This is a genomic window from Roseibium sp. JB4-4 (genome assembly GCF_055693425.1).
On record NZ_CM146333.1, the window covers coordinates 1,023,515 to 1,040,776 of the forward strand.

The following is a 17,262-nucleotide window of genomic DNA, read 5'->3' on the forward strand; positions in this document are numbered from 1 at the left end:
TCCTTGCCCCGCTTGGGGCACTTGATGGTGAAACCTACAGAAAAAGCGGCCTATCCGGAAAGCTTTTCCAAAAGCACGTCGATGTCTTCAGGAGTATTGACGGCTATACCGGTAGCCTCTTTGGCAATCCGTCTGACCATGCCGGTCAGAACCTTGCCGGTTCCGGCTTCCACAAAGGTCTCAACTCCGTTTTCAGAAAGCCAGGTGATGCTTTCACGCCAACGCACGGTTCCGGTAACCTGTTCAACAAGACGACCACGAATTTCAGCCGGATCTGAAATCGGCGCAGCAAGAACGTTAGCCACAAGAGGAACTGACGGTGCCTTGATATCGGCGCCCGCAAGCGCCGCTGCCATAGCATCGGCGGCGGGTTCCATGAGGGAACAGTGAAACGGCGCACTGACCGGCAACATCACCGCACGGCGCGCGCCCTTGGCCTTGGCAATCTCTACCGCGCGCTCAACGGCTGCCAGGTGGCCTGAGACGACCACTTGTCCTGGCGCATTGTCATTGGCAGTCTGGCAGACTTCACCCTGGGCGGCATCTTCAGCGACTTCCTGTGCAGTTTCAAAATCAAGACCAAGAAGAGCCGCCATCGCTCCCTGACCGACAGGAACGGCGTTTTGCATGGCATCGCCTCTCACCCGCAAAAGCCTTGCTGCGGTGGCAACGTCGAGGCTGCCGGCAGCCGCAAGCGCCGAATATTCTCCAAGCGAATGACCTGCGACAAACGCGGCTGTAGATTTGAGTTCGAGACCTTTTGCTTCCAGAACGCGCATCGTTGCCAGACTGACCGCCATCAGCGCCGGCTGGGCGTTTGCAGTAAGCGTCAGAGCATCCTCGGGACCGCTCCACATTATATCGGACAGTTTCTGGCCGAGAGCCTCATCGACTTCCTCAAAAACCGCTTTTGCTTCCGGAAAAGCATCCGCAAGCGCCTTGCCCATGCCAACACTCTGGCTGCCCTGGCCGGGGAATGTGAATGCAATCGTCATTTGAAATCGCCTCCGAGACACGTGCACGGGACCGGAATGCTTTCGCGTTCTGCGCCCGGCTTTAATAAGAAAGCGGCATACCAACCCGGGGATGGGCTGAAGTCGAACTTGGCGCGAGGCTATGATACGCTCTTGACCACACTGTCAAGGCCTTGTGCCATGATTTCTCAATTTCAGTCGGTTTTGCGCGATTTGTTAGTCCTTTACACATGAGCGACCCAACTTTGCATTCCCGACAAGCCGGAAGTCGGTGAGATCATCGCGAACGTGCGCCTCGAGATGCAGGGGATCAATGGTCCGCAGTTTTCTTTCAGCAAGACTTGCATTTTCCCCCGAAAGGAGTATAGAGCCCGCTTCATCCGAGGTTTGGCCGGGGGCTGAACGGAAGGGCGCTAGCCAGGATTTTCTCAAAAGGTCCGACTTCCCGTGTTCCCGCTCTCGTTAGATTTCTCGTGCCTTTCCGGGGTTGCGAGGAGGCTCTGCGCCAGATCTCGTGTTGTCAACTTGAGGAAAGGCTTGTTTCCATGCCTCTTTATGAGCACGTGTTCCTGGCGCGCCAGGACGTTTCGGCCCAACAGGTCGAACAACTTGTCGAACAGTACAAGGGCCTGATCGAAGGCGCCGGCGGAAAAGTCGGAAAAATCGAAAACTGGGGTCTTCGTACTCTCACTTACCGCATCAAGAAAAACCGCAAGGCTCACTACACCCTGATGAACATCGAAGCACCGCATGCAGCTGTTGCCGAGATGGAACGCCAGATGGGTCTGAGCGAAGACGTCCTGCGTCACATGACTTTCCGTGTCGACGAGCTGGACGAAGAGCCTTCTGCAATGATGCAGAAACGCGACCGTGACGACCGCCGTGGTGGTGGACGTGGCGACCGTGGTGACCGTGGCGAGCGTCCTGGTGGTAGCCGTCCACCGCGCCGGACCGAAGAGGAGTAAGAGACAATGGTTGATGTTGCACAGCTTCCGAGCCGCCGTCCCTTCTTCCGTCGCCGGAAGACTTGCCCGTTCTCCGGTTCGAACGCACCGAAGATCGACTACAAAGACATCCGTTTGCTGCAACGCTACATTTCCGAGCGCGGCAAGATTGTCCCGAGCCGCATCACCGCGGTTTCGGCGAAGAAACAGCGTGAGCTGGCCCGCGCAATCAAACGCGCTCGCCTTCTCGGCCTGCTGCCCTTCGTGATCAGCTAAGCGTTTCTGGCCATCAGAAATGCTGTTCTCCCGGGTTTTCCCGGGAGACCCGAATTGGGACCGCGGGAAAACGGTCTCTAACCATTGGATCTTCCAATGGGACAGTAGGAGATAGACATGCAAGTTATCCTTCTTGAGCGTATCGCCAAGCTTGGCCAAATGGGCGACAAAGTCCGTGTGCGCGACGGCTATGCTCGTAACTACCTTCTGCCGCAAGGCAAGGCACTGCGCGCCAACAAAGCCAATCTTGAGCGTTTTGAGCGTGAACGCACCCAGCTTGAAGCACGCAACCTTGAGCGTAAGTCTGAGGCAGAAGCAGTTGCTTCCAAGCTCGACGGCGAATCCCTGGTCATGATCCGTTCAGCGGGCGAGACCGGACAGCTCTACGGTTCCGTATCTACACGCGACATCGCTGATGGCCTTACCGAAAGCGGCTTCAGCGTTGCCCGCAATCAGGTTGAACTGCGGACACCGATCAAAACCATCGGCCTGCACTCGGTTCTGATCCAGCTTCATCCGGAAGTCGAGGTCAGCATCTCTGTCAATGTCGCCCGTTCGGAAGACGAAGCTGTCCGTCAGGCTGCTGGTGAAGACCTCACCACACCTGAACAGGATGTCTTCGAATTCGAAGAGGACGAAGAAGCAGAAGAGGAAGGCGCCGAAGAAGGCGCTGAAGCAACCGAAGAAGTTTCAGCTGAAGAAGAAGCCTGAGGGCTTTAATTCAACTTCACCGGCTAAAGATCAACGGCGCTGTTTTCAGCGCCGTTTTTCTTTTGCCAGCAGTTTATTTCCGATCATCTACAAGCCGCTTCATTTTGTGAATTCAAAGTCTCATTCAACGCCTTGAAACTCATGGCAAAATTGTTAACTTTCCATTTACTTTTTCAAAAAATTGTTTGATTTCAAACACTAAGAGCTACAGCCTTGAGTCTTCAATCGACTTTAGAGTCAAGCAGGATTCGACTCTTTCCCCGTTGATCTGTGGATCTCATGAAGAATCAAAAACTGCTCTTTTTGGTGCTTGAGCGGCCCCTCAACAGAGAGTATTCCGAATGAACTTGGGTCATCGGGGGACGAAATGAAGGGCACGTTGCAGAAGGTCGAAACGGAAGAAGACATCCAACGCCTGGCGCCGCATAACGCGGAAGCCGAACGGCAGCTTCTGGGCGCAATTCTGGTGAACAACGAAACCTTTTACAGGGTTTCCGATTTTCTGGAACCGCACCACTTCTTTGTTCCTTCACATCAGGACATCTACGAAAAGATCGGCCATCTTATCAGAGCAGGCAAAACCGCCTCTCCGATAACGCTCAAGACCTTCTACCCTGCAGACGCCAAAATCGCAGATCTGTCGGCCACACAGTTCTTGCTGAGGCTTGCTGGAGACGCAGCCTCCATCATCAACGCCGAAGACTATGGCCGCGCGATCTATGACCTCGCCATTCGCCGGAACCTGATCCGGATCGGCGAAGACATGGTCAACATCGCATTTGACGCCCCGATCGACGTACCGCCGGGACAGCAGATCGACGATGCCGAGCGCCGGTTGTTCGAATTGGCGGAGACCGGACGCTCCGAAGGCGGGTTCGTTGCCTTTGGCGATGCGTTGTCTGAAACCATCGAAATGGCGCATGCGGCCTATAATCGTGAGGGGGCGCTCTCGGGCATCTCCACCGGCTTACGAGAACTCGACAGACTGATGGGCGGATTGCAGCATTCGGATCTTATTGTCCTTGCCGGCCGACCCGCAATGGGCAAGACATCGCTTGCCACCAACATCGCCTATAACATCGCTCAGTCCTACAAGTCGGAAGAGCAGCAGGACGGTTCGATAAAAACCGTGAATGGCGGTGTGGTCGGGTTCTTCTCCCTCGAGATGTCAGCCGAACAGCTCGCAACACGTATTATCTCCGAGCAGGCCGAGATATCGTCTTCCAAAATCCGCCGCGGAGACATTACGGAAGCGGAGTTTGAAAAACTCGCAGCTTGCGCTCAGACCATGCAAGCCGTGCCACTTCATGTCGACCAGACCGGCGGTATCTCCATCGCGTCGCTTGTCGCCAAGGCACGGCGCTTGAAACGCCAGCGCGGCCTGGATCTTTTGGTAGTCGACTATATCCAGCTTCTTTCCGGTTCAGCCAAGAACTCCGGCAACCGCGTTCAGGAAATCACCGAGATCACCACCGGATTGAAAGCGTTGGCAAAGGAACTCAACGTACCGATCATCGCGCTGTCACAGCTTTCCCGTCAGGTTGAATCGCGAGACGACAAACGTCCGATGATGTCGGATCTGCGTGAATCCGGTTCCATCGAGCAGGACGCCGATGTGGTGCTGTTCGTGTATCGTGAAGAATACTATCTGTCGAAGACCGAACCAGAGGTCGGATCACCTGAATATGCAGCCTGGGAAGCCAAGCACGATGCAGCCAAAGGCAAGGCAGAGGTAATCATCGCCAAGCAACGTCACGGACCGACAGGCTCAGCCAACCTGCACTTCCAGGGCGAATTCACCCGTTTCTCCGACCTTGCAGAGGACGACCACTTGCCGCAGAGGTATGAATAGCTTTGCCGCAAATGCAAAAGTCGACAGGACAGATGGCAGTTGGAAACAACTGCCATTGCAACAAGAGACAGGGGCAGTCAGGCCTCACCTGAAAACATCCGCAACTAGAAAGCGCGAATTGCAAACTTAAAGCGCTGTTAAACAACTATAGATATGGTTCGTTGCTGATTATTTCCCACAGTGCATTTCAGGCGAAACCACTTGTATTCTTCGAAACAAAAACTCCTGGAAGAAGCGAGGATTTTCCCCCGCAAAAGGTGCAAGTGGCCCGGGTTGCTCAAGCAGGAAGGAGCGCACCGTCCTTGCGTTGTGGAAGATATCAGCGTGGGTGGATGCCGCCTTGCCACGAATACCAAGGGGCTTGAGCCCGGGCAACGTGTCACAATTGAAGTTGAAAGCCGCAGACTGCGTTTTTACGCCGAAATTCGGTGGATTCGAAGTGGCGAGACCGGGGTCGAATTCCTCTACATGGATTGATGTCCATTTCGCCATCTTGCAGATCTCAGCAATGGCATTCCCAGTCTCTGATGCGCTAAACTCTCGTCTATTGAGCATTCACTGATTCTGGCTGGAGACCAAAGCGCATCGTGTCGCCGTATCACCATTCATCATTCCCTGCCGAACTTTATGGTGGCCGGTTGACTATCGATTTGAACGCCATTGCGGCAAACTGGTCAGATCTCAACAACAGGCTCATCGGCGAAACTGAATGCGCGGCCGCCATCAAGGCCGACGCTTATGGCACCGGTCAGGACAAAGTTGCCCCTTGCCTTTTCGAAGCAGGCTGCCGGACCTTTTTTACAGCCGTTCCGACGGAAGCTGTTGAACTTCGGCGGATCTTGCCTGAGGCAACAATTTACGTCCTTGACGGCTTGCTTCCCGGGACCGCCGAACACTTTCTTGACCAGAATATTCGACCCGTTCTGGGCTCTCTTGAAGAATTGGAAGAATGGGCCGGGGTCTGCAGGTCCGCTGGCAAAAATCTTGATGCTGCAGTTCACGTTGACACCGGCATTCATCGCCTTGGGCTCTCGCCGGAAGAGTTTCGAACCTCCATGCAGGACAAGGATCTGCTTGGTCCCTTCAAACCGCCGCTTATCATGAGCCATCTGGCCTGCGGCTCTGTTCCCGACCATCCCATGAACCGGGAACAGCTCGATCGGTTTCGTGAACTCACCGCGCCCTTCCCGTCCATTCCGAAGTCGTTGGCAAACTCAGCAGGGATCTTGATGGGGCCGGAATACCACTTCGATCTGGTCCGGCCCGGTATCGCACTTTACGGTGGTCAGGCGATAGAGACAGCTCCCAATCCGATGAAGCCTGTTGCCAAGGTTGAGGCACGGATCATGATCGTGCGCGACGTGCCCGAAGGCGACACAATCGGTTACGGGGCAAAGCAGACGGCCCGTCGCCCGCTCCGGAATGCTGTCATAGCGGCAGGATATGCGGACGGCATGTTGCGGCGCGCCAGCTCCAGCGATGATCAGCCAGGTGGGTTCGGCATGATCGGTGGCCACAAGACACCGATCCTCGGACGTATTTCCATGGACATGATTACGCTGGACGTCACGGACGTGCCCGAGCACCTTCTTCAACGCGGTGCGTTTGTGGAAATGCTCGGACCAAATGTTGCGGCGGCGGAGATTGCGGCTTATGCGGAGACCATCGACTATGAATACCTGACCAGCCTCGGGCGTCGTTTTGAACGCGTCTACGGGCCCCTCTCCTGATCGGAGCTTGATAAACGGCAATGGCGCGGCGCTCGACTTCCTTTGTTTGCCAATCCTGCGGCGCAGTTTCCGCAAAGTGGGTCGGCCGCTGCGAATCCTGCGGCGACTGGAACACGATTGTCGAAGAACAGACCGGTGGCGGTGTGGGCGGCGGCCCTAGCCGTGCCTCCCGCAGCAAGGGACGGGTTGTACCGCTGGTCGGTCTGACAGGAGACAGCAAGGAAGCACCGCGATGCGAGACAAAGGTCGCCGAACTCGATCGGGTCACAGGTGGCGGATTTGTGCGCGGTTCGGCATTGCTTGTCGGTGGTGACCCAGGCATCGGAAAATCGACACTCCTAATCCAGGCAGCTGCCCAGCTGGCTCATCTCGGTCACAAGACGATTTATATTTCGGGCGAAGAAGCCATTGGCCAGGTACGGCTCAGGGCCGAAAGGCTTGGCCTGGCCGATGCCCCTGTTGCTCTGGCGGCAGAGACCAGTGTGGAAGATATTCTTGCAACGCTTGAGGCCGATACCGCTCCTGCACTTCTGATTCTCGATTCAGTGCAAACGCTCTGGACCGACCAGGTCGATTCTCCCCCGGTGCTGTCACGCAGGTGCGTGCATCGGCTCAGGCGATGGTCCGGTATGCCAAAAAGAATGGAACCACGCTGGTTCTGGTCGGTCACGTGACCAAAGACGGCCAGATTGCAGGCCCCAGGGTCGTGGAACACATGGTCGATGCAGTCCTCTATTTCGAAGGCGATGGCGCGCACCAGTACCGGATATTGCGCTCTGTGAAGAACCGCTTCGGCGCCACCGATGAAATAGGTGTCTTCGAAATGACCGGCAAAGGACTGGTGGAAGTGCCAAATCCTTCTGCGTTGTTCCTGGGAGATCGCAATACCTCCGCACCGGGGGCCGCGGTTTTTGCCGGTCTGGAAGGCTCACGGCCTCTGCTGATCGAAATTCAGGCGCTTGTTGCCCAATCTTCACTCGGAACACCACGCCGCGCGGTTATCGGTTGGGACAGCGCTCGTTTGTCGATGATACTTGCCGTGCTGGAAGCACGATGCGGCGTGCGTTTTTCGCAACATGATGTCTATCTGAATGTCGCGGGTGGATTGAAAATCAATGAGCCCGGCGCCGATCTTGCTGTTGCGGCTGCCCTGGTCTCTTCACTCAGCGGGCTTGCCCTTCCGTCCAATTGCGTCTATTTCGGCGAAGTCAGCCTGTCAGGTGCCATCCGGCCAGTCGCCCAGGCCCAATCCAGGCTGAAAGAAGCGGAAAAACTCGGCTTCGATCAGGCCTATTGTCCGGAAGGGAACCTGAAGGACGGCGCCGCATCGGCTTTCAAAGCCACAGGGCTGCCGGAACTTGGGGACTTTGTTGCCAAACTTTCGGCGGAGGCTAGTGCTTCAGGGCGGACCTGACGCATTATGCGCCGGGTTTGAAAAAGGTTTAGGCTCTTGCCAGAGCGCCAGACAGAGGAATTTCAAGGATCATGCCGATAACGCTGCTGGACGGACTGCTTTTGGCCATCATGTTCATTTCGGCGATCCTCGCGATGATCCGCGGATTTGTTCGGGAAGTTCTTTCCATCGTATCCTGGGTCGCAGCCGCAGCAGCGGCATTCCTGCTTTATGAGCGGGTCGTGCCTTACGCCAAGCAGTATATCTCCCATGACATCGTCGCCATGGGTGTTTCCGCGGCCGCTGTCTTCCTCGTGACACTTCTTGTTGTAAGCTACATTACGATGCGGATTTCGGACTTTGTTCTGGACAGCCGCATCGGCGCCCTCGACCGCACGCTTGGCTTTGTCTTTGGTGCTGTTCGCGGCTTGTTGCTGGTTGTCGTCGCCATGATGTTCTTCAACTGGTTTGTCCAGCCTGACCAGCAACCGCAATGGGTGCTTGACGCGAAATCGAGACCTATTCTCTTGTCGATCGGAGAACGGCTGGTAGCCGTGCTTCCGGAAGACCCCGAAAAGGCAATTCTCGATAAAATCCGCGAGAACAATCTGAGTGGCGGAGGCAATGCCAGCACGCCTGCCGAAGAACCGACTTACAGTGAATCCGAGACCCAAGGCCTCGAACAGCTGACTACGGACAGTAATAACTGACGCCGCCGGACGGCGCCGATCTTGACCATAGACGGACCGGTTTCAACAAACCGGCCGAACTCAAGGAGAGTTCGCCATGACTGGCGGAACTGAGATTCACGAGCCGTTTGACATCAATGACGACACACTGCGCGAAGAGTGCGGTGTGTTTGGCATTTTGGGACATGAGGATGCCAGCGCACTGACGGCCCTTGGCCTTCATGCCCTCCAGCACCGCGGACAGGAAGCGGCTGGCATCGTCACCTTCGACAATGACCAGTTCCGGGCGGAACGGCATCTGGGTCTTGTCGGTGACCACTTTTCCGATGCGGACACGATCGGACGGTTGACCGGCAAGGCTGCCATTGGTCACGTCCGCTACTCAACGACCGGCGAAACCATCCTTCGTAACGTGCAGCCGCTCTTTGCCGAACTCGATGGCGGCGGCATTGCGGTCTGTCACAACGGCAACTTCACCAACGCCCTCACCTTGCGCGCTCAACTGATCCGCGACGGGGCGATTTGTCAGTCCACGTCTGACTCGGAAGTTGTGCTGCAGCTGGTTGCCCGGTCCCGCAAAGGAAAGATCGTCGATCGTTTCATCGAAGCAATCACACAAATGGAAGGCGCTTATTCTCTCGTCGCCCTGACATCCAAAAAACTGATTGGTGCGCGCGACCCTCTTGGCATTCGCCCACTCGTTCTAGGTGACCTCAACGGTGCGCCAATTCTGGCGTCGGAAACATGTGCGCTTGACATCATCGGTGCCAAATTCATTCGTGAAGTCGAAAACGGCGAAGTGATTGTTTGCACATCCACCGGAATCCAATCCTACTTTCCCTTCGGCAAATGTCCGGCCCGTCCCTGCATCTTTGAATACATTTATTTCTCACGGCCGGATTCGGTGGTTGGCGGGCGCAGCGTTTATGACGTTCGCCGGGAAATGGGCAAACAACTCGCCAAAGAAACACCGGCCGATGCGGATGTGATTGTTCCCGTTCCCGACAGTGGTGTACCGGCGGCGATCGGCTACAGCCAGGAAAGCGGTATCCCGTTCGAGCTTGGAATTATCCGCAACCACTATGTCGGGCGCACATTCATCGAACCGACCCAACAGATCCGGGCACTTGGCGTGAAAATGAAACACTCCGCCAACCGCTCCCAGATCGAAGGGAAGCGGGTCGTGCTGGTTGATGACAGCCTTGTACGCGGCACCACCTCGGTCAAAATCGTTCAGATGATCCGTGAAGCCGGCGCTCGTGAAGTGCATTTCCGTCTTGCAAGTCCACCTATCAAATACTCGGACTACTACGGGATCGACACACCTGTTCGCGAAAAACTGCTGGCCGCCAAATATGGTCTTGAGGAAATGCGCGCGTATATCGGTGCAGACAGCCTGGCCTTCCTGTCAGTCGACGGCATCTACAGGTCCATGGGCTTTGATGGACGAAACGACGCCAGCCCGCAATTCACCGACCATTGCTTCACCGGAGACTATCCGACACCCCTGACAGACCTGTCCGAAGACCAGGACTTCGTGTCACCCCCTCGCCTGGTAGAAGTCGGCTAAGAGCACATTATGGAAAAAGACTTTGACGGCCGGGTCGCGCTTGTAACCGGCGCATCCCGCGGTATTGGCTATCAAATCGCAAAGAAGCTGGGTGAACGCGGAGCTCACGTGATTGCTCTTGCCCGCACGGTGGGTGGCCTGGAGGATCTGGACGACGAAATCAAATCAGCCGGTGGACAGACGACACTCGTGCCGCTCGACCTGATGGATTTCGACGCTCTCGACAGGCTTGGTGCAGCCGTGTTTGAACGCTGGAAGAAGCTCGACATTCTGATCGGCAATGCGGGCATGCTGGGTGTCTTGTCTCCAATCGGGCATATCAGTCCCAAGGACTTTGAAAAGGTCATGTCAGTGAACGTCACCGCGAACTGGCGGTTGATCAGATCGCTGGACCCGCTACTGCGTCAGTCTGATGCCGGCCGTGCGCTTTTCCTGACGGCGGTACAGGCCCAGACCTGCACCGCATTCTGGGGTCTTCACGCTATAAGCAAGGCCTCCGTTGAAGCCATGACAAAGACCTGGGCCAATGAAAGCCTGCAAACTCCGATGAAGATCAACATCGCGGACCCAGGCCCGACACGCACGGGATTGCGAGCCAAGGCAATGCCGGGAGAAATTCCCGACAACCTCGCAACACCTGAGCTTGTCGCGGAAGACCTCCTTGAACTGGTCAAACCAGATGTCCTGGAAACAGGCAGGCTTTTCGATCGTGTCAGTCGAGAGTGGGTGTAGTCTGGCTGCATAGATCCGTTCACATCCACCAGGCCGTGAAAGCCTTTCTCCCAGCAGATCATCGAACTTTGAAACAATGCATCAAAAGCTCAAAGCGATTGCCTGGGACTTCGACGGTGTTTTGAACCGAAACATCGTGAATGGCCGCTTCGTCTGGGCCGATAGCCTTCAAGACGACCTTGGCATTTCGTTGCGTGATCTTCAGAAGGGCATTTTTGACGACACGTTCCTGGATGTGATTTCAGGCAAGATCGATCTGAAAATTCATGTTCAGCGCTGGCTGCAGGCAAGCAATCACAAACTCAGCGTCGGGGCGCTTCTGGAATACTGGTTCCGGAAAGACGATCTGAAAGACCCTTATACCTGCGATTTGCTGGTCAGAATGAACCTTCAAGGGGTGCAACAAGTGATCGCAACCAACAACGAACATCACCGGGCCAGCTATATTGAGCATGTATCCGGTTTTGGCGATCGCGTCAGTGAGATCTTTTCATCCGGACGTATCGGTCACGCCAAACCGGAAACAGCGTTTTTCGAGTACGTCAGCAACTCACTCGACCTCGCGCCGCAGCAGTTGCTTCTTATCGACGACAGTGCGGCCAACGTGGCAGCTGCAAAAGCGCTCGGCTGGCATGCCTATCACTTTACAGATGCAACACGATCAGGTCTTGCAACCTGTCTCGGCCTTTGACAGCATCACGGCTGCCCTGAAAACCGGGCTAGGAGGACGAGCGCATGAAACTTGGTGCATTTTCAATCAGCCTGACCGTGAAGGACATCAAAAAGTCGAAAGCTTTTTATGAAGGGCTTGGGTTTTCAGATCTTGGTGGATCCGGTGACGACAACTGGCTCATCATGAAAAACGGTGACACTGTCATCGGTCTGTTTCAAGGCATGTTCGACAAGAACATTTTGACATTCAATCCCGGCTGGGACCAGAACGCGCAGAAGCTGGGCAGTTTTCAGGATATCCGCGAACTTCAAAAGGATCTCAAAGGCAAGGGCTACGCCTTTGTCACTGAAGCAGATGAGACGACGTCAGGCCCGGCCAGTTTTACCCTTGTCGATCCGGATGGAAACCCCGTGCTTGTCGATCAGCACGTTTGAATGAGACTTGCTGTGCTAATGAAAGTTGGAGATGACGGCATGTGGCGAAGCATGCCGTCTCCGGTTTTTAAGCAGCTGCTATGCTGCTTCCAGCGGGGCGAATGAGCTTTCAGCGATTGCCCGCAATTCTTCGAAGACCCCAGGAGCTCCGACAACAACACGAGCACCGTGATGGAGCGCATGGTTGACGTCCTGCTCCATGACAACACCGCCAGCTTCAACTGTCAGGAGCATGCCTGCGAGGCAGTCCCAGGCATTCATGTGCGATTCCACATATCCGATCAGCCGCCCTGAAGCAGCGTAGGCAAGCATCAAGCCGCCTGAGGCATTGCGAAAGAAAACGCCTCCGTTGGAAACAACGGCGCCAACAACATTGACTGCATCTGTAATTGCGGTTCGGCCATTGAAACCAACCCCGACAGAGCCAACCGAGAGGCTCTGGCTGTCGGAGATCTTGATCGGCTTGTCATTCAAAAAAGCGCCGCCGCCTGCGGCAGCTTTGAATGTTTCTTTCGCCACTGGGTCGTGAATGACGCCCACGATCACCTTGCCCTGATACACACAGGCAATGATGACGCACCATTGCGGGATACCGGTCACAAAATTCGCAGTTCCATCAATCGGATCCGTCACCCAGGTGTATCCGGACGAGCCGTCTTCCATGCCGTGCTCTTCACCCAGAATGGCGTCATCGGGATACGCCTTTGCAAGTTCCTCACGGATAAGCGTTTCCACATTCCGGTCAGCCTCGGAAACGAGGTCCTGGTGCCCTTTCTGAGTAATCGTCAGAGTGTCCAGCTTGCGAAAATAATCCAGCCCCAGGACACCAGCCTTCTCAGCAAGCGCCACGGCAAAATCAAGCCGCTCATTCGACATCAACACGTCTCCTTCAAAAAATAAGGCACCACGCCGGTCCTTGATCACAAAGGCGCGACCTGCAGGAAATGGCCGGAGCACTCCCCGGCTACTGTATCTTTCGTTTTTTCTTGGTCGCGTAAGGGTTTTCGCCCTTGCGGTAGGACAGGCGAATAGGCGTGCCGTGAATGTTGAACTTTTCACGAAGCGAGTTCACCAGATACCGGGTGTAGCTTTCGGGAAGCTGTTCGGGCCGCGAACAAAAAGCGATGAAATGCGGCGGCCTGGTTTTTGGTTGCGTCATGTAACGCAACCGAACGCGTCGCCCTGCAACGGCAGGAGGCGGATGATTGATCGTTACCCGGTCAAGCCAGCGGTTCAGCATGGATGTCGACACGCGCGAGTTCCAGGCCTCATAAGCGGTAAAGACGCTCTCTACCAACCGATCGATGCCCTGCCCCTGCAGTCCTGAGAGTGTCGCAATCTGTACGCCACGGATCTGATTGAAGTATCGCTCATTGGCGTCGCGGATCTTTTTCCACGCTGCTTCACGATCCTCCACCAGGTCCCACTTGTTGATTGCGATGACGAGGGCCCGGCCCTCTCTCGCGACCAGATCGATGATCTGCAGATCCTGCTTTTCAAAGGACATTGTTGCATCAAGCGTCACAACGACCACTTCAGCGAATTTGATGGCACGAAGCGCGTCAGCAACGGAGAGTTTTTCGAGTTTCTCCTGAACACGTGCCTTCTTACGAATTCCAGCTGTGTCAAACAACTTGATGTGCCGGTCACGCCAAGTCCAGTCAACAGAGATGGAATCCCGCGTGATGCCGGCCTCAGGTCCGGTCAACATCCGGTCTTCACCAAGCATCTTGTTTATCAGCGTGGATTTGCCGGCATTTGGCCTCCCCACAATGGCAACCCGAAGGGGTCGCTCGATTGTGCCGACAGGGTCTTCCTCGTCGATGATTTCACCGTCCTCGTCGACATCGACGTTGGTGACGGCTTCCTCGCGCCGGGTTTCCTCTTCCTCGGTGACCCGATCGACATGAGGTTTCAGCGCGTCATAAAGATCAGCAAGGCCTTCGCCGTGCTCGGCGGAAATCGCGATGGGATCCCCCAGGCCGAGCGAAAAGGACTCATAAAGTCCGCTTTCCCCAGCTCTGCCTTCCGCCTTGTTAGCCAGAAGAATAACTGGCCGAGTGGTCTTGCGGGCAACTTCGGCAAAATGGGAATCGAGCGGTGTAATCCCAGCTCTGGCATCTATGACGAAAAGCACGGCATCCGCGGTTTCGATCGCTTCTTCCGTCTGATGACGCATGCGTCCTTCAAGCGAACGCCGATCGGCATCTTCCAATCCGGCCGTATCAACGATTGTAAAGCGCAAATCGCCGAGCCGCGCATCGCCGGGACGTCGGTCGCGCGTGACACCGGGCGTGTCGTCGACCAGCGCCAGGCGCTTGCCGACCAGACGATTGAATAGCGTGGACTTACCGACATTCGGCCGTCCGATGATGGCGACAGTTGCGCCCACAGCAGTAACTCCTGACGGGTGGGCCTCTTCGTGAGCCCAGCCCCTGATTGCTAGTTGTAAGCGGCTACGCCATCATTCCCGGTCAGCACCACAACGCGGCCGCCTGCAACGATTGGTGTCACGTAGACATCCGCATTTGTGCGTTGGGTCAGCATCGTGTTGCCGGACGCCGCATCAACAACGGCAATCTGACCATCGCTGGAAAACGCCACAAGCGCACCATTTGCAAGAATTGGCCCTGCCCAGTTACGGCGGCGCTTCTTTTTCTCCGGACGTGGAAGCGACGTCGCCCAAAGCGGCTCGCCGGTCTTCAGGTCGAGCGCGACCATCCGGTCATCCAGGTCCACCATGAAGAGCGCGTTGCCCGAAACGACAGGTGTATGCACGCTGCCCAGGTCCTGCTCCCAGCGGCGCTGTCCTGAGCGAGCGTCAACAGCCACCGTGCGTCCGGCAACCCCAGTCGCATAAACCGTGTTGCCTGCGATTACCGGGCTCGCCGAAACATCGGCAAGGCCGGACAAGGCAAGCGTCCTGAAGCCTCGGGAAACTCCATCGATCCACTCAGGTTCACCGCTCTTGATATCAATAGCCATGATCTCGCCCGATGAGAACGGAACGATGACCTTGTTTCCGGAGATTGCCGGATTGGCTGCAGACAGCAAGCCTGCGGTTTCTTCAACGCCGGCATAGCTCCATGCCACCGAGCCGTCAGACTGAGACAGTGCATAGACTTCGTTTGACTGGGAAACGACAAAGACGTGCCCTGCCCCTGCAACAGGGGCTCCACGCGCGGGGTGTCCAGATCCGCGCGCCAGATTTCACGTCCAGATCCGGCTTCCAGTGCGACCAGCTGGCGGTAGCTCGTTGCGGCATAAACAATGCCGCTGGCAACCGTTACGCCGCCACCGGGACCAACATCGCGTTCACCTTCCGGACGCAGATTTGCAGTCCACTGCCGACCGCCTCCGGTTGAGAGCGCCACGACCTCGCCATTCGGCTTGTAAAGATAGATCCTGCTGCCGTCGCTCACAGGTCTTGAGGAGATCCTGAGAGCAGATGTCGTGAGCCCGCGACCGGATGTACCGATCTGCGTCCGCCAGGCTCTGTTGCCTGATACGGAAATCGCGATGTTGCCCGGATCATTTGTCAGTCCGCCTCCGGCAGTGGTCCAGCTCTGCCCGCCGGTCGCAGGACCGACTTTCGCAGATTGTCCAAGAGCTTCAGACGCAGGATCCGCGCCGTCAAAGACGGGCTGGCGGTCGCCAGACAGAATTTTCTCGCGGTTGAACGGGTTTACGTTCTGCGTGAAATCGCTAACTGAACCGCATCCTGTCAACGCAAGAGACAGTGCAATAACAACCAGCGGCCCGCGCCCCAATGAAGAAACGACTGCTCGTGTCACTGGCCAGTTCCTTCGCTTTCAGGAGATGCAGCGCCACCGCTGGCACGAATGACATCGCTCAACAGCGAGACGCGCTGACTGACTTCAGCAGGCGTCTCCGGGTCGTCCTCAAGCGCGGAAATCCATTGTTGTGCCGTTTCAACCTCGCCGCTTTTCCAAGCGCTTAGCGCGAGTAGTTCACGCGCGGCTGCCCGAAATGGACCTGTGTCGGATGTCAATCTCTCGACCCTATCGGCCACACCGGTATAATCTTCGCTGTCGACCGCCAGGTAACCGGCGCGAAGGGCAGCAACATCTTTCAAGGCATCGGTAAGGCTGGCATCTCGCGAAAGCGCATCAAACTGCGCAAGAGCATCAGCAGCCTCGCCGGAATTTGCCAGGTCGGTCGCCTTGCGCAGCTTTGCGAGAGCCGGATATCCGCCAAGAGCCGATTCCAGTTCTCCATAAAGCGCCGCGGCTTCCTGGTAGTTTTCAGCCTCAGAAAGCCGAACAGCTTCAAAAAACTTGTCGCCAGCGCTTTGGGCCTGCGTTTCCTGCCAATAGAGCCAACCGCGATAGCCACCAGTACCAATAACGATCAGAACCGCGACACCGATTACCCATGGGCCAAACCGATCCCAAAGCCGACGGTATTTCTCCTGGCGGATATCTTCATCGACTTCACGAAAAATATCAGACATACGTGTCGTGTTCCTGCATTCACTCTACCGGCCCGTCGCCATGACCGGATCAACACCCCATTGCGCGGGGCGCACATTATCCATTTGATCCGTCTCGGGCAATTCCCAGGACGCGCTTAACATTCTTTTCGTGGCGCAAGTGGGGCAAACCTCGATGAATTGACAAATCCGCAGAGGTTTTTCATCAGCTGCCCGCGTGTATCAGACTATCGGGACGCCGAAAAGCCAACCATGCAACTTCCAGACAAATAGTCCATAGAGAACAATGCCGATCAGAATCACCACAATGTCGGTATGTCTTCCCGGTTCGGCCGTCGCACCGGCAATTTGTCCTGCTCCAGGTCCACGCCGTTTGACGGAAATCCGATCTGCAACTGCCCAGAGAAAGAAAGTGCCAAACAAAAGAACGGAGGCAAGATCACCGTTTGCCAACAAGTGCGAGAGCGCCCAAAGTTTGATCGCGACAAGCATCGGATGCTTCAGAGCGCGTCTGATCCTGCACGGCACGTACGCTGCCACGAGAAAGATAAAAACCGGCACCATGAGCAACATGGTCACATGACGCAGCCAAAGCGGCGGATCATATAACAGCGGCGGCCCTTCAAACCTTGCGACACCGTAGCCGTAAATTATCAGAGCGAAACCGGCAATCGAGACCAGCGCAAATACGCCCTTGTAGGCATTTTCACCGATTTTCGAGATCAATCCCGCCCGCGTGGCAGGGACCATTGGCAAAACGTGTATTGCGAAAAACAGGACTAGTCCTGTTATCAAGATCGCCATGAATTCTCTCCCTCGAACCACCGGCAA

At 56.0% G+C, this 17,262-nt stretch carries 17 protein-coding genes and 2 pseudogenes; 11 read left to right on the plus strand and 8 right to left on the minus strand.

Features of this window, described 5'->3' with window-relative positions; translation table 11 throughout:
• Nucleotides 1-50: 50 nt before the first annotated feature.
• Nucleotides 51-995 carry an ACP S-malonyltransferase gene (gene fabD / locus ACZ1HV_RS04640; RefSeq protein WP_472717455.1) on the minus strand — a complete coding sequence of 315 codons (945 nt, stop codon included), beginning with the start codon at nucleotides 993-995 and terminating at the stop codon, nucleotides 51-53.
• A gap of 524 nt (nucleotides 996-1,519) precedes the next feature.
• Between fabD and rpsF the strand changes: the two genes are divergently transcribed.
• The 4 genes from rpsF (at nucleotide 1,520) to ACZ1HV_RS04660 (ending at nucleotide 4,757) form a co-directional block, all read left to right on the plus strand.
• Nucleotides 1,520-1,939: a 30S ribosomal protein S6 gene (gene rpsF / locus ACZ1HV_RS04645; protein WP_298814445.1), complete on the plus strand. Its 420-nt coding sequence runs from the start codon at nucleotides 1,520-1,522 to the stop codon at nucleotides 1,937-1,939.
• 6 nt (nucleotides 1,940-1,945) lie between these two features.
• Complete coding sequence (gene rpsR / locus ACZ1HV_RS04650) at nucleotides 1,946-2,194, plus strand: 30S ribosomal protein S18 (protein ID WP_207139517.1); 249 nt, start codon at nucleotides 1,946-1,948, stop codon at nucleotides 2,192-2,194.
• 117 nt (nucleotides 2,195-2,311) lie between these two features.
• Complete coding sequence (gene rplI, locus ACZ1HV_RS04655) at nucleotides 2,312-2,905, plus strand: 50S ribosomal protein L9 (RefSeq protein ID WP_472717456.1); 594 nt, start codon at nucleotides 2,312-2,314, stop codon at nucleotides 2,903-2,905.
• Between the two features lie 367 nt (nucleotides 2,906-3,272).
• Entirely contained in the window at nucleotides 3,273-4,757 is a 1,485-nt protein-coding gene (locus tag ACZ1HV_RS04660) for a replicative DNA helicase (RefSeq protein ID WP_298814464.1), read from the plus strand.
• A 168-nt stretch (nucleotides 4,758-4,925) separates the two neighbouring features.
• Here the strand turns inward: ACZ1HV_RS04660 and ACZ1HV_RS04665 are convergent, their stop codons facing one another.
• Complete coding sequence (locus ACZ1HV_RS04665; protein ID WP_298957868.1) at nucleotides 4,926-5,249, minus strand: hypothetical protein; 324 nt, start codon at nucleotides 5,247-5,249, stop codon at nucleotides 4,926-4,928.
• A gap of 95 nt (nucleotides 5,250-5,344) precedes the next feature.
• Between ACZ1HV_RS04665 and alr the strand changes: the two genes are divergently transcribed.
• The 7 genes and pseudogenes from alr (at nucleotide 5,345) to ACZ1HV_RS04700 (ending at nucleotide 11,978) form a co-directional block, all read left to right on the plus strand.
• On the plus strand, nucleotides 5,345-6,487 hold the full coding sequence (gene alr / locus ACZ1HV_RS04670; protein ID WP_472717457.1) for an alanine racemase: 1,143 nt from the start codon (nucleotides 5,345-5,347) through the stop codon (nucleotides 6,485-6,487).
• 20 nt (nucleotides 6,488-6,507) lie between these two features.
• A pseudogene (gene radA, locus ACZ1HV_RS04675) lies at nucleotides 6,508-7,901 on the plus strand (DNA repair protein RadA).
• 71 nt (nucleotides 7,902-7,972) lie between these two features.
• Nucleotides 7,973-8,590: a CvpA family protein gene (locus ACZ1HV_RS04680; protein WP_298814473.1), complete on the plus strand. Its 618-nt coding sequence runs from the start codon at nucleotides 7,973-7,975 to the stop codon at nucleotides 8,588-8,590.
• Between the two features lie 76 nt (nucleotides 8,591-8,666).
• Nucleotides 8,667-10,139, plus strand: coding sequence for an amidophosphoribosyltransferase (gene purF / locus ACZ1HV_RS04685; RefSeq protein WP_298814475.1), 1,473 nt, complete (start codon nucleotides 8,667-8,669; stop codon nucleotides 10,137-10,139).
• A gap of 9 nt (nucleotides 10,140-10,148) precedes the next feature.
• The gene (locus ACZ1HV_RS04690; protein ID WP_298982319.1) at nucleotides 10,149-10,871 is read left to right on the plus strand and encodes an SDR family NAD(P)-dependent oxidoreductase; all 723 of its coding nucleotides are present in this window, start codon (nucleotides 10,149-10,151) and stop codon (nucleotides 10,869-10,871) included.
• Between the two features lie 76 nt (nucleotides 10,872-10,947).
• Entirely contained in the window at nucleotides 10,948-11,562 is a 615-nt protein-coding gene (locus tag ACZ1HV_RS04695; protein WP_472717458.1) for an HAD-IA family hydrolase, read from the plus strand.
• A gap of 44 nt (nucleotides 11,563-11,606) precedes the next feature.
• Nucleotides 11,607-11,978 carry a VOC family protein gene (locus tag ACZ1HV_RS04700; protein WP_298957875.1) on the plus strand — a complete coding sequence of 124 codons (372 nt, stop codon included), beginning with the start codon at nucleotides 11,607-11,609 and terminating at the stop codon, nucleotides 11,976-11,978.
• A gap of 78 nt (nucleotides 11,979-12,056) precedes the next feature.
• Here ACZ1HV_RS04700 and ACZ1HV_RS04705 read toward each other — a convergent pair whose 3' ends face one another.
• The 6 genes and pseudogenes from ACZ1HV_RS04705 to ACZ1HV_RS04730 form a co-directional block, all read right to left on the minus strand.
• The gene (locus tag ACZ1HV_RS04705; RefSeq protein WP_472717459.1) at nucleotides 12,057-12,854 is read right to left on the minus strand and encodes an inositol monophosphatase family protein; all 798 of its coding nucleotides are present in this window, start codon (nucleotides 12,852-12,854) and stop codon (nucleotides 12,057-12,059) included.
• 88 nt (nucleotides 12,855-12,942) lie between these two features.
• Nucleotides 12,943-14,370 (minus strand): ribosome biogenesis GTPase Der, encoded by a 1,428-nt coding sequence (gene der, locus ACZ1HV_RS04710; RefSeq protein ID WP_298814493.1) that lies wholly within the window; start codon nucleotides 14,368-14,370, stop codon nucleotides 12,943-12,945.
• 50 nt (nucleotides 14,371-14,420) lie between these two features.
• On the minus strand, nucleotides 14,421-14,720 hold the full coding sequence (locus ACZ1HV_RS04715) for an outer membrane protein assembly factor BamB family protein (protein ID WP_472718399.1): 300 nt from the start codon (nucleotides 14,718-14,720) through the stop codon (nucleotides 14,421-14,423).
• Nucleotides 14,715-15,772: pseudogene (locus ACZ1HV_RS04720) on the minus strand (PQQ-binding-like beta-propeller repeat protein); the annotation flags it as partial. The gene ACZ1HV_RS04715 and the pseudogene ACZ1HV_RS04720, both read right to left, overlap by 6 nt.
• Nucleotides 15,769-16,452 carry a tetratricopeptide repeat protein gene (locus ACZ1HV_RS04725; RefSeq protein WP_472717460.1) on the minus strand — a complete coding sequence of 228 codons (684 nt, stop codon included), beginning with the start codon at nucleotides 16,450-16,452 and terminating at the stop codon, nucleotides 15,769-15,771. The gene ACZ1HV_RS04725 and the pseudogene ACZ1HV_RS04720, both read right to left, overlap by 4 nt.
• Before the next feature lie 201 nt (nucleotides 16,453-16,653).
• Nucleotides 16,654-17,235 (minus strand): NnrU family protein, encoded by a 582-nt coding sequence (locus ACZ1HV_RS04730; protein WP_298814502.1) that lies wholly within the window; start codon nucleotides 17,233-17,235, stop codon nucleotides 16,654-16,656.
• Nucleotides 17,236-17,262 lie beyond the last annotated feature (27 nt).